Annotated in this window: 14 protein-coding genes; 9 read left to right on the top strand and 5 right to left on the bottom strand. The window is 46.9% G+C overall.

Features of this window, described 5'->3' with window-relative positions:
• Positions 1–185: 185 nt before the first annotated feature.
• Together KUV50_RS07615 and KUV50_RS07620 are read left to right on the top strand one after the other, a co-directional pair.
• Positions 186–494 carry a hypothetical protein gene (locus tag KUV50_RS07615; protein ID WP_222579528.1) on the top strand — a complete coding sequence of 103 codons (309 nt, stop codon included), beginning with the start codon at positions 186–188 and terminating at the stop codon, positions 492–494.
• Between the two features lie 446 nt (positions 495–940).
• The gene (locus KUV50_RS07620; RefSeq protein WP_222579529.1) at positions 941–1,126 is read left to right on the top strand and encodes a hypothetical protein; all 186 of its coding nucleotides are present in this window, start codon (positions 941–943) and stop codon (positions 1,124–1,126) included.
• A gap of 783 nt (positions 1,127–1,909) precedes the next feature.
• Here KUV50_RS07620 and KUV50_RS07625 read toward each other — a convergent pair.
• Positions 1,910–4,111 (bottom strand): S46 family peptidase, encoded by a 2,202-nt coding sequence (locus KUV50_RS07625; protein WP_222579530.1) that lies wholly within the window; start codon positions 4,109–4,111, stop codon positions 1,910–1,912.
• 994 nt (positions 4,112–5,105) lie between these two features.
• Between KUV50_RS07625 and KUV50_RS07630 the strand changes: the two genes are divergently transcribed.
• Positions 5,106–7,160: a dipeptidyl peptidase 3 gene (locus KUV50_RS07630; protein ID WP_261395048.1), complete on the top strand. Its 2,055-nt coding sequence runs from the start codon at positions 5,106–5,108 to the stop codon at positions 7,158–7,160.
• A gap of 101 nt (positions 7,161–7,261) precedes the next feature.
• Positions 7,262–8,491, top strand: a complete 1,230-nt coding sequence (locus KUV50_RS07635) for an MFS transporter (protein WP_222579531.1) — start codon at positions 7,262–7,264, stop codon at positions 8,489–8,491.
• Positions 8,492–8,662: 171 nt separating this feature from the next.
• Here KUV50_RS07635 and KUV50_RS07640 read toward each other — a convergent pair whose 3' ends face one another.
• Positions 8,663–9,085 (bottom strand): VOC family protein, encoded by a 423-nt coding sequence (locus KUV50_RS07640; RefSeq protein WP_222579532.1) that lies wholly within the window; start codon positions 9,083–9,085, stop codon positions 8,663–8,665.
• A 269-nt stretch (positions 9,086–9,354) separates the two neighbouring features.
• Here KUV50_RS07640 and KUV50_RS07645 point away from each other — a divergent pair, with 269 nt between their 5' ends.
• The gene (locus KUV50_RS07645) at positions 9,355–9,768 is read left to right on the top strand and encodes a DUF2059 domain-containing protein (protein WP_222579533.1); all 414 of its coding nucleotides are present in this window, start codon (positions 9,355–9,357) and stop codon (positions 9,766–9,768) included.
• Between the two features lie 178 nt (positions 9,769–9,946).
• On the opposite strand, the gene KUV50_RS07650 is transcribed toward KUV50_RS07645, so the two are convergent.
• Positions 9,947–12,274, bottom strand: coding sequence for an inorganic phosphate transporter (locus KUV50_RS07650; RefSeq protein WP_222579534.1), 2,328 nt, complete (start codon positions 12,272–12,274; stop codon positions 9,947–9,949).
• Between the two features lie 345 nt (positions 12,275–12,619).
• Here KUV50_RS07650 and KUV50_RS07655 point away from each other — a divergent pair, with 345 nt between their 5' ends.
• Genes KUV50_RS07655 through KUV50_RS07665 form a run of 3 tightly spaced genes read left to right on the top strand, consistent with a single transcriptional unit; the run spans position 12,620 to position 17,477 of the window.
• Positions 12,620–14,083: an alkaline phosphatase D family protein gene (locus KUV50_RS07655; RefSeq protein WP_222579535.1), complete on the top strand. Its 1,464-nt coding sequence runs from the start codon at positions 12,620–12,622 to the stop codon at positions 14,081–14,083.
• Positions 14,084–14,117: 34 nt separating this feature from the next.
• Positions 14,118–15,863 carry a SulP family inorganic anion transporter gene (locus tag KUV50_RS07660; RefSeq protein WP_222579536.1) on the top strand — a complete coding sequence of 582 codons (1,746 nt, stop codon included), beginning with the start codon at positions 14,118–14,120 and terminating at the stop codon, positions 15,861–15,863.
• A gap of 51 nt (positions 15,864–15,914) precedes the next feature.
• Positions 15,915–17,477, top strand: coding sequence for a sulfatase family protein (locus KUV50_RS07665; protein ID WP_222579537.1), 1,563 nt, complete (start codon positions 15,915–15,917; stop codon positions 17,475–17,477).
• A gap of 10 nt (positions 17,478–17,487) precedes the next feature.
• Here the strand turns inward: KUV50_RS07665 and KUV50_RS07670 are convergent, their stop codons facing one another.
• Positions 17,488–18,987, bottom strand: coding sequence for a parallel beta-helix domain-containing protein (locus KUV50_RS07670; protein WP_222579538.1), 1,500 nt, complete (start codon positions 18,985–18,987; stop codon positions 17,488–17,490).
• Positions 18,988–19,021: 34 nt separating this feature from the next.
• Positions 19,022–20,239 (bottom strand): cytochrome-c peroxidase, encoded by a 1,218-nt coding sequence (locus tag KUV50_RS07675; RefSeq protein WP_222579539.1) that lies wholly within the window; start codon positions 20,237–20,239, stop codon positions 19,022–19,024.
• A 1,053-nt stretch (positions 20,240–21,292) separates the two neighbouring features.
• Between KUV50_RS07675 and KUV50_RS07680 the strand changes: the two genes are divergently transcribed.
• Entirely contained in the window at positions 21,293–24,388 is a 3,096-nt protein-coding gene (locus KUV50_RS07680; RefSeq protein WP_222579540.1) for a SusC/RagA family TonB-linked outer membrane protein, read from the top strand.
• The last annotated feature ends 12 nt before the right edge of the window (positions 24,389–24,400 follow it).

Raw genomic sequence — 24,400 nt, forward strand, 5'->3', positions numbered from 1 at the left:
TTTAGGGCTGAAAGCCCAATATATTTTTGCATTATCACCCCCGGCCTAAAGGCACGGGGCTACTAAAACAATAAACTGACTTTCCGGAGTAAGCTCATGAGTAAGTATTCAACAGGCGATAGCGATTTTCGACCTATTCCCGATAAGCCAGAATAATCAATAATGTCAGAAAAAATATTAATTCTATGGATGCTCCATTGAAATATGATGAAAAACTGGTCAGAAAACCGGCTTTTCTGATGCTTTTCCTTGGCGCAATTCCTGTATATCTAGTAGTTTCATACGCGAACTACAGCCATGAGAACTTAACCATAGTACAAATGGCATTTGGATATATGTGGTTGTGGTGTGCTGGGGTGGTGATGTATTGGCATTATAAAAAAGTGGTAACAAGACCTGTATTTTATATTTTCACCCTTACTTTCGGTGCTTTGTTCATCGTATTCCTTCCCTACTTTTTTAGTGATGCCTTTACGGATTTGTTTTGGAAGTGAGTTAATTCGGCTGTATAAAGTAAAAACGGAATGAGAATGTAACATTGCAGCGGCTTCGCAATCCTCTACAGCACGCTAACAGCCCGCAGACTTACGAATCCGAGCTTCCCCTGAGATTTGCAAGCCTATGAATTTCGTGGAAGCGATAGCTAGCACGAAAGAACGGATTGTAAAGCCCGTATTTCGAAGACTCGGGGACTATAACCAAATATCATTTGATCTTCCATATTTATCGTGTCAGTAATGGAAATTTTCTAAAAGCCATTCCTTAAAGCTGTAAGATTCATTTTCCAGACACCATGGCAAGGCTTCGCAATCCTCTGCAGCACTCTAACAGCGCGCAGGCTTACGAATCCGAACTAACCCTGGGATTTGAATTTCGTGGAAGCGATAGCTAGCACGAAAAGAATGGATTGTAAAGCCCGGATTGCTAAGACTCGGGGACTATGACCAAATATCATTTGATCTTCCATATTTACCGGGTCAGTATTGGAAATTTTCTAAAAGCCATTCCTTACAGCTGTAAGATTCGTTTTCCTGACGCCATGGCAAGGCTTCGCAATCCTCTGCAGCACGCTAACAGCCCGCAGGCTTACGAATCCGAACTAACCCTGGGATTTGCAAGCCTATGAATTTCGTGGAAGCGATAGCTAGCACGAAAGAACGGATTGTAAAGCCCGGATTGCGAAGACTCGGGGACTATATCCAAATATTATTTGATCTTCCATATTTATCGTATAAGTAATGGAAATTTTCTAAAAGCCATTCCTTACAGCTGTAAGATTCGTTTTCCTGACACCATGACAAGGCTTCGCAATCCTCTGCAGCACGCTAACAGCCCGCAGGCTTACGAATCCGACCTTCTCTTGGGATTTGCAAGCCTATGAATTTCGTGGAAGCGATAGCTAGTGTACGGAATCATAAGTAATGCATGCTATTGAAGAGATTATTTTTTGACAGATCGAAGAATCTAAACCGCGCATAGCCATAGCTCTGGAAGGATTTAGATGATGAAGATATGTCAGTAAAAGAAGCCTTCAATAGTGTACAGTATTTGTGAGTTCGTGCACTAACATGAAAGAACGGATTGTAAAGCCCGTATTGCGAAGGCTCGGGGACTATGGCAAGGGTGGTACCTTACCCCTTAGAGTTGGTGGGCGGGGGTACTCAGGTGTAAGCCACTATCCGTCCGCACCTACTCTGGCTGCAAGTGTCTTCCATGGCCTGGTGGAGGGCACCTTCGAGCGTGCCTTACACCTTAGAGTGGGTGGGTCTTTTATCCAGGTGTAAGCCACTACCCAACGCTCATCCTGTTCCGACAAGTGTCTTCCACCATCCACCATCAACAATCAACAATTAACAATTAACAATCACCTCCACTCCTTCTTCCCGGGACGAACCGCTGCAGCCCATCTTTATTTCTTAGCCCGTCTTTTCCGCTTTTTCTTCTTCTTTTTCCGCTTTTTGGATGTTTCCTGCTTCGGATGCACCAAGGTCAGTTCCTCGATCAAATGTTGGGCGCCGGCGTACTTATCCATAATAAACAGCACATACCGGATGTCCACCATAATGTTCCGGGACAAAGCGGGATCATAATAGTAATCACTCATGGTGCCTTCCCACACCCGGTCAAAATTAATCCCGATCAGGTTGCCATGGGCATCCAAGGCGGGACTCCCGCTGTTGCCACCCGTGGTGTGGTTGGTCCCGATGAAATTCACCGCGATCTTCCCGTCCTCGGCATACGGCCCGTAATCTTTCTTCTCGTACAACTCGATCAATTTCTCCGGTACATCAAATTCATAATCACCCGGGACGTATTTTTCCATGACGCCTTCCAGGTGGGTCACCGGTTCATAATACACGGCATCGGCCGGGGAGTAGCCTTTCACCTGGCCGTAAGTGACACGCAAGGTGCCGTTCGCATTGGGGAATAAGCGCGAATCCGAAGGACTGAGCTCCAGCAAAGCACGCATGTAATCCCGCTCCAGACCGCTGATCTTAAGCTGGAGCTGATCATAGGTGGGGGCAACTTTATCAAAATACGCATCGGCCAGATCGCTGGTGATTTGAAACCCGGGATCAGCGTTAAGTTTTTTTGCGACCGCATCCCCATCACCGCTCAGAATCTGCGCCAACGATTCATAATCGACAAAAGCCGAATGGTTGTACACCTCTTTTGTCCATTGTGCCGCATCGATGTTTTTCATGGATGCCGGTAAAAAACGATCGGGAACCTCGCGGCTGTATAACTCAATCAATGCTTCAAACACCTCGCGATCCAGGGTGCTGTTGTAGTTTTTGAACTGAGACTGAAAACTCTTCAGGAGGTTGTCCCTCCGATCCGAAAATGCCTGCGCGCCCCGGTATTCATAGACCTGCATCAACTGATAGACCTGAAAGGCCGTTCGCAGCAATTCGCCATTCCGAAGCACTGTTTCGAGAAAATACTCCCGCGCCAACGCATACGGCTCGATCTCGGTGTAATACTGTTCCATTAGCGGAAGCAAATCCCCGTACTCTTCTTGTTTTCCAGTCCGGTTGATCTCGGCGGTCAGTGCCTGCTCCTGTGCTCTTTTCACACCGGCGGCATCGGACTTCGTCAATCCCAGAGTTTCACCCCGCCATTTTTTCCAGTAGTTGGCGATGCGGGCAAATTTGGAGGCGTATTGAATCTTGATCTCCGGATCGGCGCGCATGTATTCATCGACGATGGCCAAAGCCGCATCACGTATGGCAATCCGGGCCGGATTGAGGGTCTCCACCAATTGGTCGATGGCAATCGACGGCAGGTATTCGTCGGTGGTCCCCGGAAACCCAAATACCAGGGTGAAGTCATCTTCAGCGACTCCGTCCAACGATATCGGCAGGAAATGGCGCGGCGTATACGGCACATTGTCCTCGGAATATTCCGCCGGCCGGTTGTTCTTGTCCGCATAGATCCGGAACAACGCAAAATCGCCCGTGTGCCGCGGCCATACCCAGTTGTCGGTATCACTGCCAAACTTCCCAATGGAGGAGGGGGGTGCGCCGACCAGCCGGATGTCCTTGAAGGTTTCCACGACAAAAAGCATGTATTGATTCCCCTCGTAAAAAGCCCGGACCCGGTTTTCCTGATAAGATTCCTTGGGCGAGTCCCGCACTACTGTGGCGGTGTTCGCTTCGATCAATTGTTTCTTTGCGGCTTCATCCATCGAGGGGGTAACCCCTTCCAAAATCTGATCGGTCACGTCTTCGATGCGGATAATAAATGTCGCCGTAATTCCGGGATTGGGCAATTCCTCAGCCAGGCTGCCCGCCCAAAACCCGTGTTCCAGATAGTCATTTTCCAGGGTCGAATGGCTCTGAATCAAGGAATAACCACAGTGATGATTGGTTAGCAGGAGTCCCTGGCCAGAGATCATCTCCGAGGTACATCCGCCGTTGAAGTGAACGATCGCGTCTTTCAGACTGGATTGGTTGACGCTATATATATCCTCGACCGACATTTTCATGCCGAGGCTTTTCATTTCATCTTCATTCATCCCTTCCAGCAGCGACGGCACCCACATGCCCCCTTGTTGTCCGAAGAGTGAAAACGATAAAAAGAGAAAACAAAGTTGAAGTAATCGTGTCATGAATCTATGTTTATTTTCTAAATGGATGTTGAACCAGACTTATTCTTAAATTGGTCTTACCAAAAAACCCCTAAATTACAGCAAATTTTGATAATAGACCTGATCTGCCCAAATGGAGCAAAAGCATCCGCGCTAGTGCTCCGTTTCACAAATCATTATGGTTAATTTTGGCCCGTTTTTGTGATATCCTGCGTTGCAAAGCCTCGACAGAACCCCGGCTTTGTCTGCGTTTTGACGCCTTGTCCATCACAAAACTGATCTCAGAATTATTCCACATAACTTATGAAACAGAACACTAGTGCAGCATATCATAAATAATGTAGTGGTATTACCTCGCGCTTCCAGATCGCGCCGTTTTACTTTGCGCTCACGAATCGCTTCTTTTGAGTGGCGATCCGTGAGTGTGGAACGAAGTGGAACAATCTGGGAGCGCCTCAAAATAATGTATTCAACTTGTGAATTACAGCACTAGGCGTGGGGAGTTCTGCTTTTGGGAATGACTCTGTACACGGGGCTGGAAGCTTCAGCTACATTCATGTTTAATTGTGAAACACACCGTTAGTACAATTCATCAATCAAACTAGTCATAACTATCCCAAAAATCTTTTTAATCCTGTTCTAATTTCGAATTGCAGAACAGAGACCTAACTTTCTTTAGCCTCAGATGCTGCTCCCCAATCCTGACTATCCCGAAATCTTACAATCCTGTTCTAATTACGATTTGCGGAACAGGACCTAACTTTCGTCAGCCTCAGATGCTGCTCCCCAATCCTGACTATCCTAAAATCTTATAATCCTGTTCTAAATTCGAATTGCGAAACAGAGACCTAACTTTCTTCAGCCCCAATTGCTCCTACTGAATCCTGACTATCCTAAAATCTCAGAATCCTGTTCTGACTTTTCTCTTGCATAGAATCCCGAATCTTGTTACCTTCCCATTTAGCACGTGCTTGCATGCAGATGCATCAAGATGTTTAGAAAAACCAATAACAACATGAAAAAACCACGTATGTCTTTCCTCAAATTCCTTCCATTCGGCGTCTTCTGCATGGTCCTACTCGCTGTGTCCTGTGCGCCCAACGATCCGGCATCCGCCCCTGCTAAACCAGCAGAATCGGATGACTTTCAGTATATGACCGAACAGTTTGCCGATGTCAAAATCCTCCGGTACCAGATCCCCGCGTGGGACAAACTGGATTTGCAGGAAAAAAAGCTGGTATATTATCTCACCCAGGCCGGACTGGCGGGCCGGGACATCATCTACGACCAAAATTACCGCCACAATCTTGAAATCAGGAATGCGCTGGAGAAAATCTATCGGACGTACGATGGAGACAAAACGGACGAAAACTGGAAAAACTTTGAAATCTACCTGAAACGGATCTGGTTCTCGAACGGAATCCACCACCATTATTCCTATGACAAATTCAACCCCGGCTTTCCACAGGACTACCTGGAAGAGCTCCTGAAGGAAACGGGCACCACCCTTCGGGATGAAATGCTGCCCGTCATCTTTGATCCCTCGGTAGATGCCAAAAAAGTGAGCAAAGATGGCTCACAGGATCTGGTTCTGAACAGTGCGGTCAACTTTTACGGGCCCGATATCACCGAAAAAGAAGTGGAGGCCTATTTCAAATCAAAAACGGCAGGCAAAGATGCTGCACGACCGCTGTCCTATGGCCTCAACTCCAAATTGACCCGAAATGACAATGGTCAGGTGGTCGAAAAAGTGTATAAAGTCGGTGGCTTGTATGGCGCTGCGCTTGAAAAAGTCATCCATTGGCTGGAAAAAGCAAAGGCTGTCGCTGATACGCCACAGCAAGCAAAGGCTCTGGGACTGCTGATCGATTACTATCAGACCGGAGATTTGGACACCTGGGATAAATACAACATCGCCTGGGTGCAGGACACATCTGGAATCGTGGATTACATTCAGGGCTTTGTTGAAGTGTACAATGATCCCATGGGGTACACCGGATCCTATGAGTCCATCGTCCAGATCAAAGACCTGGATGCTTCTGAAAAGATGAAGGTGCTCGCCGATCACGCGCACTATTTTGAAGAAAATTCACCCATTGACGATGCTTTTAAAAAGGAAAATGTGGTTGGAATCAGTTACAATTTTATCAACGTGGCCGGTGAGGCAGGGGATGCGTCGCCATCAACTCCGATCGGAGTGAATCTTCCGAATGCAGACTGGATCCGCAAGGAATATGGCTCAAAATCGATCAGTCTTGGAAACATCGTCAACGCCTACGAGCAGGCCGGCACCAAGGGATTCCTCGGTGAGTTTAGCAACGACAGCACCGAAGTGGAACGGGCAGAAGCCTACGGGGGCCAGGCCAGCAAACTCCATACGGCACTGCACGAGGTGATCGGTCATGCCAGTGGAAAACTGGCCCCCGGTGTAGGGACGCCGAAGGAAACGCTGAAGAATTATTCGAGCACACTGGAAGAAGCCCGGGCGGATCTGGTGGGCTTGTACTATCTCCTGGATCCCCGATTGATTGAATTTGGCGTGATGGACGACCTCGATGTCGGACGCACCTCGTACGACAACTACATCAAAAACGGGTTGATGCTGCAGCTGCGGCGCCTCGAACCTGGCACGATCATCGAACAGGACCATATGAGGAACCGCCAGATGGTGGCCAGCTGGGTCTATGAAAAAGGGCAAAAAGACGAGGTCATCGTCAAGGAGGTGCGCGATGGAAAAACCTATTTTGACATCCGCGATTACGAAGCATTGCGCCAATTGTTTGGCCAACTCCTGGCGGAAGTGCAACGGATTAAATCCGAAGGAGATTTCGAAGCAGGCAAAGCGCTGGTGGAAAACTATGGGGTGCAGGTGGATCCGGCGATGCACCAGGAGGTGCTGGATCGAACAGCCCGGTTCAAGAGTGCCCCCTACGGCGGGTTTATTAATCCCAGGTTGGTGCCCGTCGAAAAAGACGGGGAGATCAATGATGTGCAGGTGGAATACCCCGATGATTTTGCAGAACAGATGCTGGAATACGCGAAGCAATATTCTCATCTAACACCGGAATAGTCTGACTCGCGGGGATGGGATTTTAATACAGGTTAATCAAAGCCTATAAATCTGTATTTATAGAAAAATGATCCTTTGATTCGGTACTTTTGCGCCCCGCTATGAAAACCAACGGATCACAAAACGGCTTGAATCAGCTGCAAACCACGACGGTTTACAGCATCCTCTTTGGCATCAGCCTGTCGCATATGCTAAACGATATGCTGCAGTCCCTGATTCCATCGATTTACCCGATGCTCAAAGAGACCTTTTCGCTGAGTTTTACCCAGGTAGGGCTGATCACGTTGACTTTTCAGTTGGCAGCCAGCATTTTCCAACCTTTTGTGGGTCGATATACCGATAAGAATCCGCAACCTTTTTCCCTGGCCATCGGGATGGGGGTGACGATGATCGGACTGATCTCCATCTCGTTTGCCGGCAGCTTTGAAGCGGTGCTCGTCTCCGTGGCTTTGATCGGCACGGGCTCTTCGATATTTCATCCGGAGGCCTCGAAGATCGCCTACCTGGCGTCCGGTGGAAAACGGGGTCTGGCGCAGTCGATTTTTCAGGTCGGGGGCAATTTTGGCACCGCGGTGGGTCCGTTACTGGCTGCCTTGATCATTGTTCGATATGGGCGCAGTCATGTGATTTATTTCGGCATTTTGGCCGTGATTGCCATCATCGTATTGATCTATGTGGGCCGGTGGGCCAAAAAGAAGTTTGAGGAGATGAGCATACAAAAAGCAAACGGACACCCTGAGGCCCCGACGCATCATCTATCGAAGCGGACCGTTCATGTATCCATAGGTATCCTTTTGGTATTAATCTTTTCGAAATACATCTATCTGGCCAGCATTACGAGTTACTATACGTTCTTTCTGATTGAAAAATTTCAGGTCAGCATCAAGTCTTCCCAGCTGTTTCTTTTTGCCTTCCTGGGGGCTTCGGCGGTGGGAACCTATATGGGCGGTCCGTTGGGCGATCGCTACGGCCGGAAGTATGTGATCTGGTTTTCTATCCTGGGAGCGGCGCCCTTTAGCCTGGCGATGCCCTATGCCAATCTCTTCTGGACCGCGGTATTCAGTGTGCTGGTCGGGTTTATTTTGTCGTCTGCATTTTCAGCCATTCTGGTGTACGCCCAGGAGTTGATGCCTGGAAAAATCGGTATGGTTTCCGGTTTGTTCTTTGGCTTTGCCTTTGGTGTGGCTGGAATCGCTTCGGCCTTATTGGGGCTTCTTGCTGATGTGCGTAGTATATATTTTGTGTATCATATTTGTGCCTATCTCCCATTGATGGGTTTGATTGCCTGGAAATTGCCCGATATGAAACGAGATGTAAATGAACCAGCTTGATGCACCAAAAAAATAGAATGACGTGATGAATGAAGCGGGTTAGGTGCCAGACACTACCTCACCCTCAAGCCCTTCCCGGCAAGTATCTGACACCAGTGGGGGGTCCTAATGACCAAAGCGAAGCGTCCAAAATCGGTAGCGTCCCAAATACCAAAGACTATGAACTATAGACTAATGTCTAACGCCTACCTCATCATTGATCTCGATCCAATGACCTTCGGGGTCTACGATGTAAATTTGCTGAACACCATCGGGTCGCGTTTGCCGCGTTTGCGGACTGCCCTTAGAATTGTAGTAGGGCTGATCGATGCTATCCAGATGATCGACAAATGCATCCATGGAAGGAATGCTCACGCACAAATGATCGTTTCGGGGATGTTCTTTGACCTCCTTCGCGTCAGCAACCAAGTGCAGGGACATACCAGGGCCCAGACTAAACCAGGAATGTCGCCCGACCTTAAACGGTTCTTCAATTTGCTCCAGGAGCAGAACATCTTTGTAAAACGCGGTGACCTCCGGTAAATTTTTAACAGAAATCGCCAGGTGATTAAACACCGGCGTGATTTTTTCTTGTGCACTTACCGTCGAAACCATCACCGTCAACATTATAGGGATCCATAAAAATTTTAAAACAGATTTCATCATATCGCTAAAATAGGGAAACGGGCGGAAAGCAGGTGCATAACCGGCTCATATTTTTTGTATAAATGGGGCATCCAAGCCGGTACATGGCTTCCTTTTGGCAGATTTTGATTATATTAGAAGCCCAGATCCGAATTCCTGATGGCAATGGATGCATCCCGGTTGAGATTCTGAAATGAATTCATCGATCGGATTGATTCTCTTCACCAAAATTTAGTACGATGAAAAATTTAATTTTAGCCTTCAGCATTCTTATCATGGGGTATTCCGCATCCGGACAGATCACCGATCCGACCTACAAGACCAAAATCAAAACGTTGATGGACATACAAATGGGGCAAGGCCTGATCATCGATGAAATGATGAAACAAATAACTCCAAATATTCCCACGGAAAGCAGAGCGGAATTTAAAAAGGAATTTGAAATGATCATGGATAAATCCATGGACAAAATAGCCGATGTTCAAATGGAGGTCTTCACCAAAGAAGAAGTGGATGCATTACTGGAGTTTTATAATTCACCGATCGGCCAGCAGATTCAGAAAAAACTGCCGCAGATCATGATGAAGACATCAAAAATGCAGCAAGAACTCACCATGGAACTCATGCCTATCATGCAAAAATATATAAAGTAGCTGGTCAGATTATAAAACCATCTAGACCCTGTTCAAATTTCAATCCCTTGATAACCAATGTAAGATAAACTATGCGTGCAAATTCCCTGACCAGTTGGGGACCATGAGATTACAGCGATGTCTCTTCAGGACATTCTCACTCTAATAAGATGCCTGGAATTGCCATCGATCATTGAAATCATTCCCGCTCCAGCTCTTCCCCGGCCAGCTGAATCCGTTCCAGTTCCTCCTTAATTTCCTTAATATCCACCCCGTCCTGCTCCGCATGATCGATAATCAGATCTTCGAGCACCCGCAGAATGCGGTGGGCAAAGAGTGTCATATTCCGGAACTCTCCGAGTAGATGCAGATAGAGGATACTGTTCCGGGTTCCGACTTTGCGCTTTTTGATCCGTTTGATCTGTTTCTTCCGGATATCCCGGATCCGACTGGCGTACTGCTGAAGCCGGCTGGCGTATTCCCGGGCCTTTTCGACGTCCAGGGTTTTAAATATTTCAATAATCTGATTGAACAGATCCTTAATCATCTCGTGCATTTCCTGCAGTTCATCGATTTGTTCGGCAATCAGCGGTTTATGATTGTTGTCGACGTGTTTATAACTGCTTTTCAGGATGGATTCCGTCTGAAGCGCCAGTTCGTGCAGATAATCGATCACGATGATGTATAAATGACCAGCCTCCAACTCATCTTCCGGTACATCATCCAGAATCTTGCTGGACTGCAGCTGTCGCCATTCGATCTTTTTCCGGGTAGGCTCAAACACCTGCTTTGCGTCATTCAATCCACTCCGGTCCTCCTTCTTAAGCGCTTTCAATGACTTACTGACCGCCTCATCGTATTTGACCAAAAAGTTCTCAATCTGCGTGATGCACAGATCAATGATTTTTGCACGATTCAATCCGCCATCCATACTCCGTCGCTCGAACTCTTCCAGATCTGCAATCCGCTTGGAATGCGTGCTGTGCGTCCGATACACCGCAATACCAGCCACAATCAGTACAGCTACTATGCCGATAATCCCGGTGAAATAAAAGATCAAAGCAAGCAAAAAAGCGACTGTAAACGCCGAGAAGGCGGTAAAAAACCACCCGCCGATCACGGAAAGCACCCCGGATACCCGGTACACTGCACTTTCGCGCCCCCATGCTCCATCCGCCAATGACGCTCCCATAAATACCATAAATGTCACATAGGTGGTGGACAGGGGTAGTTTGAAATTCGTCCCGACAGCGATTAGGATACTGGCCACGACCAATGTCACAGATGCCCGCAACATGTCGAAAACCGGTGCATCGTTTTTGAGTTTTTGTTGCTTTTCAGTAAATGGGCGTTCATCGAACTGCCGTCTGAAAACCTTGCGCACTTTTATCGGGACATTTTTTCTGACCACCTCTCCGACCGCAGACACATTCCGCACCAGGCTTCGAGAAAGCATGTAGGAGGAAAAGCGTTCGTATCCCTCATCCTGTCGTCCCAGGTCCAATGAAGTCTTGACCACCGCCTGGGCTTTTTTAGAAAAATACAGCGTGATCACCATAATGATCCCCGCTCCGGCCAACAAAATCGCCGGCGTAGCTACTTCTCCGGCCAGCCCGTCCATCAGGAAAGCATCCGCTTCAGCCCCGCTGGCTTTAAAGATTTCATAGGAATTATATGCCGCCAAAGGAACCCCTATAAAGTTGACCAAGTCATTCCCTGCAAAAGCCATGGCCAGGGCAAAAGTGCCCACCAACACCAACACCTTCAGTATATCAATCTTAAACAAGCGGTTGAGTGCGAATAAAATAACCGTCCAGCCAATTAGACTGATCAATAAAATCATGCCGGTGTTTTCCTGGATCGTTTGGGTGAGCTCATCGGACATAAACGAAGCACCCTTCACCCCTTTGATCAACATAAAATAGGTAATCGCCATGATGCCTATCCCGCCGAATAAAGGACCGATTTTGCGCATCCGGTTTTCATAATCAAATGAAAAAATAAACCGACTAATGTACTGAATCAGGGCACCGATGGTAAATGCGATAGCTACCGACATCAGGATCCCGCCGATAATGGCCAGTGCCTTGCCGTTGTTGATGTATTCGTGAAGATGCATCGCATCCGGATCCATAAACACCTTAATCAGCGACATCGCGACCGCCGCTCCCAATAACTCGAACACGATTGAGACCGTGGTCGATGTAGGCATTCCGTACGAATTAAAGGTATCCAGCAGGATCACATCTGTGACCATCACTGCTAAAAAGATCAGTATGATTTCGGAAAAATAAAAGTATTCCGGATGAAAAATGCCTTTTCGTGCCACTTCCATCATACCGCCTGAAAACGTGGCGCCTACCAATACGCCCATTGCGGCGACGAACATGATCACTTTGAAGGGTGCCGCTTTTGATCCAACGGCCGAATTGAGAAAGTTAACAGCATCATTGCTGACACCAACCACGAGGTCAGATATCGCCAGCACAAACAAGATAACTACAAGTACCAGGTAAAATATTTCCATTCGCTTTTTGACTTATTATGACGGTCGGTTGTATTGATTTTTTGTACCAGGGCAAATTTGAAGCATAAATATAGTAATTGCCGGTGTTATGACATTAAGTTATTGTTAATTTTAAAGCATTATACGAGTTTCAATGGTATTTTCGAGAAATGATCATGAATTTGTTCGGTCCTTGATCAGATGAAAAGGCTTTCTTCTGACCCGCTGTATTTCAATTAATAGCATGATCGTTTTCAGTTCGCTGGTCCGTGTTTTTTAAATCTTCGCTTCATGAACTTTGAATGAAAAACTGGAGATTTCATTATATTCACCTTTGACAATGCTATTTCTGACTAATTCGATCCCATGAAATCACCGACCCGGCGATCTTTTTTCAGAAGGACAGGCCTCTATGTGCTGGGGCTTCCTTTTGTACATCTCCGCAAGCAGCTATTGGGCCCGGGAAAGGATGATCCCAGCCTGGTATATTTTACCAACGGTATAAAGGTCACCGAGTTGCGATCCCATTCGGCGATTATCTGGACCCGGCTGTGCGCTCAGATGCATCCGGTGCCGGTCCGTCATGAACGGGTTGACAAAGGAGGGACCGATTTTCCGGTTGCATTTAACGAAGATATGCCGGTCCATGAGATGGATGGGGCCGTGCCAGGCATTTCCGGCGAAGTCCGGTTGATCGTCCATGGTGCCGGAAAGAAAACCACCACGGAATGGTTTCCGGCACGGGAAAGCCATGATTTTACGGTGCATATTCCCATCCGGAGACTGGATGCGGCCTCACACTATACGGTTATCGTGGAAGGGCGGCAGAGCTCCTCCGATAAAATCAATCGTCTGACGGGTGAATTCCGGACACCGCCCATTGACACAGCAGTGGCGCCTGTATTACTCGCCACCAGCACCTGTCAGTATTTTTGGAATTATGATGATGCAGAACGGGGCTATCAAAGCTATGATTCCATGCGTCGCATGAAACCAGATTTATTCGTGCAGACAGGCGATTACATCTACTACGACCGACCCGGACCTATGGCGACCACCGTCGAAAAAGCACGTCACAAATGGCACGCCATGAACAGTTGGCCCTCGCTGCGTACTTTTTTTCAAAGCACGCCAATCTACATGCTCAAAGATGACCACGACCTGCTGAGCGATGATGCCTGGAAAGAAACCAAGCCGCTGGGAGAACTGACGTACACAGACGGACTCAAATTGTGGCGCGAAAATGTTCCGCTGGAAGACAAACCCTACCGTACCTTTCGCTGGGGTCAGGATTTACAGATCTGGCTGGTCGAATCCCGGGAGTTCCGTCATCAGCATCAGGATATTCCAGCCGCTGAACGGTCCATATGGGGCGATGAGCAAAAAGCCTGGTTCGAAAAAACGGTCAAAGAATCCGATGCCACATTCAAAATTCTTATTTCACCCATGCCTGTGGTCGGTCCGGATCGTGAAAAGAAAGCAGATAATCATTCGAACAGCCGATTTCAGACAGAAGGCGAGTGGGTCCGGAATTTTATTTCAGATCAAAAAAACATGTACATAGTGAATGGGGACCGGCACTGGCAATATGTATCAAAAGATATCAACAGAGATTTGTGGGAGTTTGGTTCGGGCCCTGTATCGGATGCACATGCCGGTGGCTGGAAATCAGATGATGTCCGGCCGGAACACCGGTTCTTGCGTGTCAAAGGTGGTTTTTTAACGGTGGAGGTGGATCGCAAGGAGGATACGCCATTTATTGAGTTCACCCATTATGATGTATCGGGAAACCCATTGCACCGGGAGCAATTTTCAGAAACTATACGTTGAGCTAAATAAGGAATACCTTCGTAAAATGATAAACTTGAGTTCTGTATTTCCATTAGCGGAGACCTTGAAGCATTATGATAAGAAAGACTTTCAGGCGGACCTGTACACCGGCCTGACTGTCGGGGTATTGCTCATCCCACAAGGCATGGCCTATGCCATGTTAGCGGGGATGCCACCCATCTACGGGTTGTATGCCGGTCTCATTCCTCCGGTGATTTATGCATTATTTGGTAGTTCCCCACACTTGTCTGTCGGCCCGGTAGCCATCTCCTCGATATTGTTGCTCGCTGGTGTGAGCCGGCTGGCAGAGGTTGGTTCCGAACACTACATTTCCCTGGTTATTACAGCAGGGCTGTTGATTGGGGTTCTGGAACTGGGGATGAGTGTATTTAAAATGGGATTTTTTGTCAACTTTATTTCTTATCCGGTCATTGCAGGCTTTACTTCCGCCGCTTCGATCATTATTATTATAACGCAGTTAGATGATATCCTTGGGATCCAAATTCCCCGCTTCACCCATGCTTACGATACCCTGCTGTACGCCATCCAAAACCTTCCCTACACCCATCTGCTAACCTTGCTGATATTTGGAGTCTCTACGGGTGCGATCCTGCTTATCAAACGACTGGGACGGTTCTTGCCCTCCGCTTTGATTGTTATGGCGGTTGCAACGCTGCTTTGCTATGTGTTTCAACTGGATCAATATGGGGTGGCGATTATTGGTTCGGTGCCGGCCGGATTACCGAAGTGGGTATGGCCGGATTTGAGCATGAGCACGATCATAAGTCTCATGCCCACAGTATTTACTCTGTTGACCATCGGTATTGTTGCCAGCATGAGTATGGCGAAGGCGATCGAAACCAAGCATGAATATTATGATGTTCAGCCGGACAAGGAATTGCTGGGTCTGGGAATGGCTAAAATCGTGGGATCTTTTTTTCAGGCCTTGCCGACAGATGGTAGTTTTTCCAGATCATCCATTGTCAGCGATAGCGGCGGACGAACCGTGATGTCATCCGTCATAGCAGCTGCCCTGGTCGCTATTTCCTTGATGTTCTTTACGGTTTTACTGCATTACCTTCCTCTGGCAGTCCTTAGTGCCGTCATTGTGGTGGCTGTCGTGGGCTTGTTTGAATACAGGCAGGCCATTTCGCTGTGGCGGACACACCGAAGTGACTTTTTAATGATGCTGACGACCTTTGTGGTCACCCTCTCGGTGGGAATTATGGAGGGTGTGGCCTGCGGCGTTATGCTTTCCATTTCTGTGATGTTGTACCGCAGCACCCATCCCAGCGTGGTGGAATTGGGTCGGATCAAAGACAGTACCCGGTATCGGAATCTGGACCGTCATGAAGGAGCCATCAAAAGATCGGATATTGCCATTGTCCGGTTTGACGAACAGCTTTACTTTGCCAATGCCTCTTTTTTCAAAGACTCCATCAAACAATGTGTTAAACGGCATGATCGAAAAAAACTGAAGCATGTCATTTTGGATTCCAGCAACATTCACAGCATTGACAGCACGGGAATCCGCGTACTCAAGGAAGTAGAACAGGACTTAGCACAACAAAACATTACCTTGCATTTATCCAATGTCATCGGTCCGGTACGTGATATACTATACAAAAGCAATCTTCTCAATGAACCCGACAAACACCACATGAGTGTCCACGAAGCGGTTCAGTTTATCCTGGAAAACCCCACCGTACCTGAAGTCGACTATTCCAGAGGGGCGATGCAAACCAATGTGGTGGACGACAAACCCTCGAAAAAATCATGAAAAAATAATTTTTAGTACCTTGTAAACTTATCAGTGAAAGTTCAGAAAATCATGAAAATTTATTTTAAATCTCCACTAGCACTTTTTTTTATTCTAATGGGATTGCTCCCGGGATGTGGATCTGATCCGGATGGTGAAGATGAATCCATGCAGGATCTGCCAAACATTGTGGTGATTTACATGGACGACCTGGGATATGGTGATATGGGCGCCTATGGTGCAACGGGGATACCCACGCCGAATATGGACCGCCTGGCAAATGAAGGCGTGCGTTTCACGGAAGGTTATTCGGCTTCTGCCACTTGCTCACCCAGTCGATATGCTATACTTACCGGTCTCTATCCCTGGCGCAATAAAAATGCAAAAATTCTTCCCGGAACTGCGCCGTTGCTTATTGACACCGCGACCATGACACTGCCACGAATGCTACAACGCGCGGGCTACTATACGGGGGTCGTGGGAAAATGGCATCTGGGACTGGGTGACGGCAAAGTCAACTGGAATGAGCACATCGCACCCGGCCCGAACGAAGTGGGGTTTGACCATTCGTTCATCATGGCAGCGACCCAGGATCGAGTCCCGACCGTATACATCGAAAACGGTGAGGTGGTCGGACTGGATCCGAATGATCCCATTCAGATCAGTTACCAGGAGAATTTTGAAGGCGAACCCACCGGACTCAATAACCCGGAAATGCTGAAAATGAATTATTCCCACGGGCACAACAACAGCATCGTCAATGGAATACCGCGGATCGGTTTTATGAAAGGTGGCGAAAAAGCCAAATGGAAAGACGAGGCTATGGCCGATACATTTTTGGAAGAAGCACAGAAGTTTGTCCGGACCCATAAAAACCAACCTTTTTTCTTATACTACGGATTCCAGCAACCGCACGTACCCCGGACGCCCCACCCCCGTTTTGTGGGAGCGACAGATATGGGGCCCAGAGGGGATGTCATCGTGGAAGCCGACGCTATGATTGGGGCATTTATCAAGACCCTGGAAGAGGAAGGGTTGGCCGAGAACACCCTGATTATTTTTAGCAGTGACAATGGTCCTGTGGTCGATGACGGGTACGAAGATCAGGCTGTGGAGCGGCTGGGGGATCACACCCCCTCGGGACCACTCCGCGGTGGCAAATACAGTTTATTTGAAGCCGGCACACGGGTTCCCTTCGTGACCTATTGGCCGGGCCGTATTGCACCCGCGACTTCTGATGCACTGATCAGCCAGATTGATTTGATGGCCTCGCTCGCAGACCTCGTGGACAGTGATGTAGAAGTCGAGAACGACAGCAAAGCACTGCTCGATGTGTTGATGGGCCAAAGTACGGATGGTCGCGATCAGCTCATTTTGGAAGCCCGGGGACGAACCGCTTTTCGCAAAGGAAGTTGGGCGATGATCCCACCCTATCCGGGCGTGGCCTTGAACAAATGGACCAACATTGAATTGGGAAACCACCCTGAATTTCAACTCTACAATCTGGATGAGGATCTGGGTCAACAAAATAATCTGGCCGAAGAAAAACCAGACAAACTTAAAGAGATGGTCCAAGGTTTTGAAGAAATTCGCGGTCACGAATATGGCGCTTTAAAATCACTTGATAAGGAATAAATCAACTCGGCTATTCCTTCATGGCCAATATGTATTCGGCGACCGCCATTTTGGCTTCCTCACTGAGATAATCCTGTGGGGGCATTTCCGGAAAATCTTCCCGCAGGTTTTTCGGATTCGTGATGTAATCTACTATCCCCTGGGGGTTGCCTTTATGAATAGCCTGAATAATGTTCGTCCTTGGCCCGATCAACCGGGTTCCCCAGGCATGGCAGCCTGCACATACTCCGTAGTAGGTTAGCTCACCCAATTCTTCCGGGGTAACCTCTTTTATGGGTACGGGCTCGGGCAACCGATAAGTTCGCACATCTCTGGTGTCAGTAATCGGCGCTTGCCCCCAATCATCAATACCAAAGGTGCGGTATCTATTTTTATCGCGGATCGTACTTCCTGTGCCGCCGCCATATGCAAATATATCGGGTCCTTTGGAATCCATCTGGGTCAGCATGATCGCTTTAATTTCTCCGGTGGGGTTTTCGCCATTGTTATACATCATATTATCAAGAATAATGACCCGGTCAGGATTGCCTTCCGAGTTGGGGTCGTTCGCTTTGGGATCTCCGGTAGCCAGGTCTACGATGGTGATCCCGGTATTGTCATTTCCTGTAATGATATTGTTCTCTACGATGACATCATCTGCAGCCATGATCAGGATCCCTGTCCCCGCCGGAATACCTGCGACCGTGGATCCCGGTGCACCAAAATTCTCATGGTTGTTATTAACTACAAAATTATTCCGGAGGATGATGTCAAAAGCTGTTTTTATGGGCAGGCCGGGGGTGACAAAAGCCAGAAGACCACCGGTGTTATTGTGTGCATAATTGTTCTCTACCAGACAATGTCTTGAGTTTTCTATTTCAATACCGGCGACATTATCAAAGACTTCATTGTGCAGCACATCCACGTTGTCGCACATACCTACATAAATGGCCGCGTCGGCAATTTTACTGCACACGTTGTGTTCGATCAGACCGTTCTTACCATACTGAGGGAATATCCCATACACGCCGGTATCGATGATCCAGTTGTTCCGGATGACAAAGTTATTCCCGGCTTGCCCCATAATGCCATTGCCTTTGTAGTTAATAATTTTAAAATTTTCAACTAATATCCCATCACCGGAGTATAAAATCGCATCATTTATTTCTTTTTTACCATCCAATGTAGGCCACTGTCCGTCAATAACCACCCCTTGGAGGGCGATGTTGTTTTTGTCAATAAATACATTTTCAGAATACGTACCCGGAAATACCCGGATAAGGTCGCCGGAATGGGCTGACTCCACGGCCTCCTGAATGGACCCGCCTTGTCGTACTTCTATGATCTGACCGTCATAGGATACAGAATGTATCTCAAGGGTATCCCCGGTAGTCCCGGTGGTGCGATACCCCAGACCGGAAGGCATGGGCGTGGTGGATTCCTTGGGTGCTTTGAAAACAAATTTACCCAATACCACCCCAATGGCCAGCAAGACCAGTGCCCCAATAATTTTAAAAATATTTGATTTCATTCGTTTAGTTTGTCAGTGTATAAGTTTATTTGTTTTAGGTGCCCGGGTCTTTTGAGTTCAAAGCGTTGGAAATAAGCTCAGAAGGCAGTGTTTTCGGCACCTGGGGCATAAATGCCTCATCGGTGAGTGTTTTCAAAAAATCAACGAGCCGGTCGATCTCATAACCGGACAGATTGGGTTCCCAAATGTGCCAGTGGAGATACAGTGTCTCATCTTCCGGAACAGCGTGTCCCCGCCCTTTCGTGTAAAACTCGACAGCTTCATGCAACGAAGGAAAGCTCCCGGAGTGCATATACGGAGCTGTTTTTTCTATATTACGCAGCGTCGGAACCTTAAAGGCACCCCGCAGTGATTTGTCGTGAAACGGAACTTGCGCCCCCGGGTCAAGCGGTACCCCGGTAGGTTCGGGTGAACCGATTACAGCGAATTGTTGGTTTGTGAAGAGCGGCGGCGTATGACATTCTGCACATCGGGCCACAAAAGATCGAAACACATTCAACCCTTCGATTTCTTTTTGATTCAACGCTTCGTGGTAGCCATGTGCATAGCGGTCGTACCTACTGTTCAGGGAGACGAGTGACGATTGAAAGGCGGCAATGGCGGTATAAATTTCATCGAGCGCTATCCCGTCATTATAGTCCTTCCGGGGAAACGCGGCACGAAACATTTTTTGGTAAGCTTCTATGCCATTCAATGTATGCAGCAAATTTTCCGGCGTATTCGCCATCTCCTCTTTTGAATACAATGAGGTCTGGATTTGTTCTTCCTGAGTGGTTGCTCGTCCGTCCCAAAAGAGCCTCTCCAGATAGGCCACATTCCACAGTGATGGAGCCGATCGTTTCAGCTTTTTGCCCTGGTGGCCGATGCTGGTGGCCAGACCGTCGGAAAATCCTTTTTCGGGTTGGTGACAAGAGGCGCATGAAAGCTTGCCGTCGACGGATAGTACAGGGTCAAAAAACAAATATCGGCCCAAATCAATCTGCTGTGGAGAAAAACCATCTCTGATCGGAGGCGGAGCGGTTTGTAAACCACCTACTCCCTGGTTATTGGGCGAATCGTATTGTTGATATAGGTTGATGGCAACGCACTCATTGTGCTCATTCTTTCTAAACCCGGGTGGACACTGAGTACGTAATTCAGGAATCACCGAATCGGATGGTGGTGTTTTGTCCGGCGGCGGCATCAGATAGGCTGTTAGGAAAAACAGGCCTAACAAACTAGATTTCAACAGCCAACTTTGCTTACGCATCATCCGATATGGATTGATTTGAGGCAACAATGGAGAATCTGAATATCCTAAATCTTCTAAATGATGTCACATCTCCCACTGCTCCGAAATTAATAATCATCAAAACAAAAGTGTTTTCAATAAACTTTTGGTGATCCACCTGAACTAATCTGCGCAGATCTGTCGATTACAAAATAAGAAGTTAATCCCAATAAATTGAATCAGGGTCAATTTAATTAAAAGATTTGGTAAATTAATCCGGGCGATATCCAGCCACACTGGAATAATTTCTTAAATAAGGGTTATTTATTAAGATAAAACCATTTGGATCGTAGACCGGTAGTCCAAATAGAATTTCATAGTCTGAGGGAGTGGCATATAAAGCACTGCATGGGGTGCATACACTAGGGTGTTTTTTGGTATTGCCAAATATAATTTCTTATATACCCTTTTTAACAGGGTGTTTCAGAATATTATATTGTTTAGTTAACTAGATCTAATTATTATTCTGCACGACCTAATCTTCTTATCTTTGTAGTTCACCAAAAAAAGATAAAGTATGTTACGTAGACGATGGAGAAGACGATGGGGAGTTCAGAATGCAAATACACCTGTAACTTCCAGGAAGTAATCTTAAATCCCAAAGACTAAATCAAGGCACAATTTCAGTAATGAGATTGTGCCTTTTTTGTTTAATCCCAATCTCACATGTTCATCACGTCCTTTCTTCCGAACATGGTGTATCCCGCCATCATTTGGTAAACCCTTAAAAAACAACCTGCTCGCTGTGCAGGCGATCTTTTGGATCCGAAAATTGAATTGTTCCGTTTGCTCATCCACTACTTTTTCGACCCCACCCCATTTAAAGCAGCTTGGGCTTAGACAAATGCAGCCAAGGCTTACCCACCAAGAATTAAAAGTTGACTTATATTCAATTTTCCAATTTATTGGCCATTCGAATTGTGTTAAATTAGATTATTTGCAGGCATTCTTGATTTTTATCATTATATTATGATTCCCGTAACGCGTATTGATTAAGCTATTCCCCAATTTATTGCACCACAAAACCATTGTACCATGAAAAAGGACATGAAACTTGCATCAAAAAAACTCATGCACAGAAGAATAGCTTTAGCATTTACTGTAGTTGTATTACTTAGTGGCTTGACCTCCGCGCTCAGTCAATCCACCATCACAGGACAGGTCACCGATCAAGAAGGATCAGAATTGATTGGAGTGAATGTTCAGATCCAGGGAACCAATGAAGGTACATCAACAGATTTTGAGGGTAAGTACAAAATCGATAATGTAGCAGAAAATGCTACGCTCATCTTTTCATACATCGGTTATCAAACCATGCGGTTACCAGTCGAAGGCCGTTCGTCCATCGATGTAACCATGACTTCAGATGCTGCCCTTCTGGAAGAAATAGTAGTGGTGGGATATGGAACGCAGAAAAAAGTTAATTTGACGGGATCAGTGTCGAGTGTTGACATGTTGGGCACCCTGGAGAACCGGCCGATTACAAATGCCTCTCAGGCTTTGGGCGGGAAAGCTACGGGAGTATGGGTAAGCCAGAATTCTGGTAAGCCGGGTAGTGATGGAGCACAAATCAGGATTCGCGGATGGGGAACATTAAACAATGCCAACCCCCTCGTGCTCATTGATGGTGTAGAAGGGTCCATCAATGAAGTCAATCCCAATGACATACAAAACATATCCGTCCTAAAAGACGCCGCCAGCGCAGCTATCTATGGTTCGAAAGCTGCGAATGGGGTCGTGCTCATCACTACAAAAATGGGTGGATTTGATGATGGTGCAAAAATTAATTTATCCAGCTACATTGGCACTCAAAGCCTGACTCAACATTATGACATCATCGAAAACAGTGCAGAATACATGGGGCTCTGGAACCAGGCTTTGGTGAATGCCGGCGGAAGCGAACTGTTTCCACAATCACTCATTCAGGAATATCAGTCCAACTCGGATCCGTTCACGCACCCCAATGTAAACTTCTTTGACGAAGTATTTCGCTCTTCCATGATTCAGGAGCACAATCTGTCCGTGCGGGGAGGCTCCGAAAAAGTCCGGTACTATATATCAGGTAATTACCTGGATCAGGGTGGAATAATGCGCAATACTCAATCCAATCGATATGGTCTTACGATAAATCTGGAATCCAGAGTTAGGGACTGGGTCAATGTAGGTGGTCGAATCAATGCCATGCGCAAGGTTAGCGAAGAACCCTACAACCTGGGGAGAGTCCTTTATATTTTTGCGAATGGAGCATACCCTTTCACTGCACCTTTTAATGCCGATGGTCAATATGGCGCCCCAGAGGCAGTGAAAGACGGCAGCCTGATCGTCGGGAATCGCAACCCGGTCATTGAGACTGATAACGGGCTCACCACCTACGAAAACAACTTCCTTAAGATGAATGTTTTCGCGGATATTTCACTGGGTGAAAACCTCGTTTTCAAGACCAGCTTTTCTTCTCAAACCAATCACAACTTACGAGATAAACACAATGAGGTGTTGTATGGATACACTTCAGGAGGCATCCAGGCGGTCAATCTTGACTACCCCACAACCCTGGAAGCCAGCCGACGAAATGTAGATAATTATTTTTACACCTGGTTCAATACACTGAACTACACGAAGGCTTTTAATGAAAATCATGAATTGTCTGTTCTGGCCGGTATGCAGGTTGAAAATAATCAGATCAAAGATGCGTATGCCCGGCGAACGAATCCACCAAAAGCGGGATTGATTCAGGTTGATGCGGGTACCGGCGGCTTTACAGCGGATGGAAACCTCTTGTCCTTCCGAATGCTGTCTTATTTTGGAAGAGTCAATTATTATCTGATGAATAAATACCTGTTGGAAGTAAACCTCCGGGCTGACGCTTCTTCCAGGTTTTTAAAAGAAAACCGATGGGGTATATTTCCTTCTTTTTCTGCCGGTTGGCGGGTCTCTGAGGAATCGTTTATGCAGGATCAGAGTCTGATATCAAACTTAAAACTACGAATATCCGCAGGTCGTCTGGGCAATCAAAACATTGATGACTACTGGCCCTACCTGACCGTCATCAATCAAAGTAATTCGGTGAGTTATAACTTCGGAGGCTCTTTTGCCCCTGGTGCCGCTATTACTTCACTGGTCGATCCCAACATCAGTTGGGAAACCACGACCAATTACGGGATAGGCGCAGACATTGGATTTTTCAAGAACAAATTGAATTTAGAAGCTGATATATTCCGCAAGAACACGTATGATATAATCGTACGATTGCCTGTGCCTAAACTGGTTGGGGGTTTGGCTGCACCTTTTGAGAACGTGGGAAAGATGAAAAATGAAGGGGTAGAACTCAATGTAAATTATGGCAACTACGCAGATAACCGACAAAAGTTGAATTACAGCCTGAACGTGAATTTCACCTATATAGACAATCTGGTGACCAAGTTCCGAGGAGGCGATTCACCGGATCAGCTCCATTTGATCCGCGAGGGATTTTCGTACCGGACCCTCTACGGTCTCAAATACGAAGGGGTGTACAAATCAAATGAAGAAGCAGCGCAGCATTTGCCAAACAGCGGTTATCTTCCCAGAGCCGGGGAGTTGAAGTATACCGATATTAATAATGATGGAAAAATCAACTTTGAAGATAAAGTAGAGCTCGGGAATACCATCCCCAAGGTGACCTACGGGATGACTTTTGATCTTGGATATATGGGTTTTGATTTCAGCTTGCTTTTTCAAGGCATTGCCGGCGTCAATTCTTATATCGACAATGCCTGGACACAGCCGCTCGGAATATCAGGAGGCACCATCACGACCAAATGGCGCAACGCCTGGACACCTGAAAATAATTCGGCCACTATACCTGCCATTGCGATCAATAACACTTGGAACGGTCAACAATCAGATTTTTGGATGACCAGTTTGTCTTTTTTCAAACTAAAGAATATTCAGTTGGGCTATAACCTGGCTGACCAACTCCTGGACCGAATTAAAATGGACAAGCTGTATGTATTCCTGAATGCCCAAAATGTTTTTTCCAAGACAAGTAGCGAGTACGAGGGGTTTGACCCTGAACGGAACACCTTCGATTCGGGATACAACTTCTATCCGCTGCCTACCACCATTACCTTCGGACTCAATATTAACCTCTAAATTACAGAAGTC

The sequence above is a fragment of the Membranihabitans marinus genome (assembly GCF_019802045.1).
GTDB classification, from domain to species: domain Bacteria; phylum Bacteroidota; class Bacteroidia; order Chitinophagales; family Saprospiraceae; genus Membranihabitans; species Membranihabitans marinus_A.

Excerpts from the sequence above, each read along its gene's own strand:
- KUV50_RS07615 (WP_222579528.1), top strand. The coding sequence starts at position 186 with ATGGATGCTCCATTGAAATATGATGAAAAACTGGTCAGAAAACCGGCT.
- KUV50_RS07620 (WP_222579529.1), top strand. The coding sequence starts at position 941 with ATGACCAAATATCATTTGATCTTCCATATTTACCGGGTCAGTATTGGA.
- KUV50_RS07625 (WP_222579530.1), bottom strand. The coding sequence starts at position 4,111 with ATGACACGATTACTTCAACTTTGTTTTCTCTTTTTATCGTTTTCACTC.
- KUV50_RS07630 (WP_261395048.1), top strand. The coding sequence starts at position 5,106 with ATGAAAAAACCACGTATGTCTTTCCTCAAATTCCTTCCATTCGGCGTC.
- KUV50_RS07635 (WP_222579531.1), top strand. The coding sequence starts at position 7,262 with ATGAAAACCAACGGATCACAAAACGGCTTGAATCAGCTGCAAACCACG.
- KUV50_RS07640 (WP_222579532.1), bottom strand. The coding sequence starts at position 9,085 with ATGGTTTCGACGGTAAGTGCACAAGAAAAAATCACGCCGGTGTTTAAT.
- KUV50_RS07645 (WP_222579533.1), top strand. The coding sequence starts at position 9,355 with ATGAAAAATTTAATTTTAGCCTTCAGCATTCTTATCATGGGGTATTCC.
- KUV50_RS07650 (WP_222579534.1), bottom strand. The coding sequence starts at position 12,274 with ATGGAAATATTTTACCTGGTACTTGTAGTTATCTTGTTTGTGCTGGCG.
- KUV50_RS07655 (WP_222579535.1), top strand. The coding sequence starts at position 12,620 with ATGAAATCACCGACCCGGCGATCTTTTTTCAGAAGGACAGGCCTCTAT.
- KUV50_RS07665 (WP_222579537.1), top strand. The coding sequence starts at position 15,915 with ATGAAAATTTATTTTAAATCTCCACTAGCACTTTTTTTTATTCTAATG.
- KUV50_RS07670 (WP_222579538.1), bottom strand. The coding sequence starts at position 18,987 with ATGAAATCAAATATTTTTAAAATTATTGGGGCACTGGTCTTGCTGGCC.
- KUV50_RS07675 (WP_222579539.1), bottom strand. The coding sequence starts at position 20,239 with ATGATGCGTAAGCAAAGTTGGCTGTTGAAATCTAGTTTGTTAGGCCTG.
- KUV50_RS07680 (WP_222579540.1), top strand. The coding sequence starts at position 21,293 with ATGAAAAAGGACATGAAACTTGCATCAAAAAAACTCATGCACAGAAGA.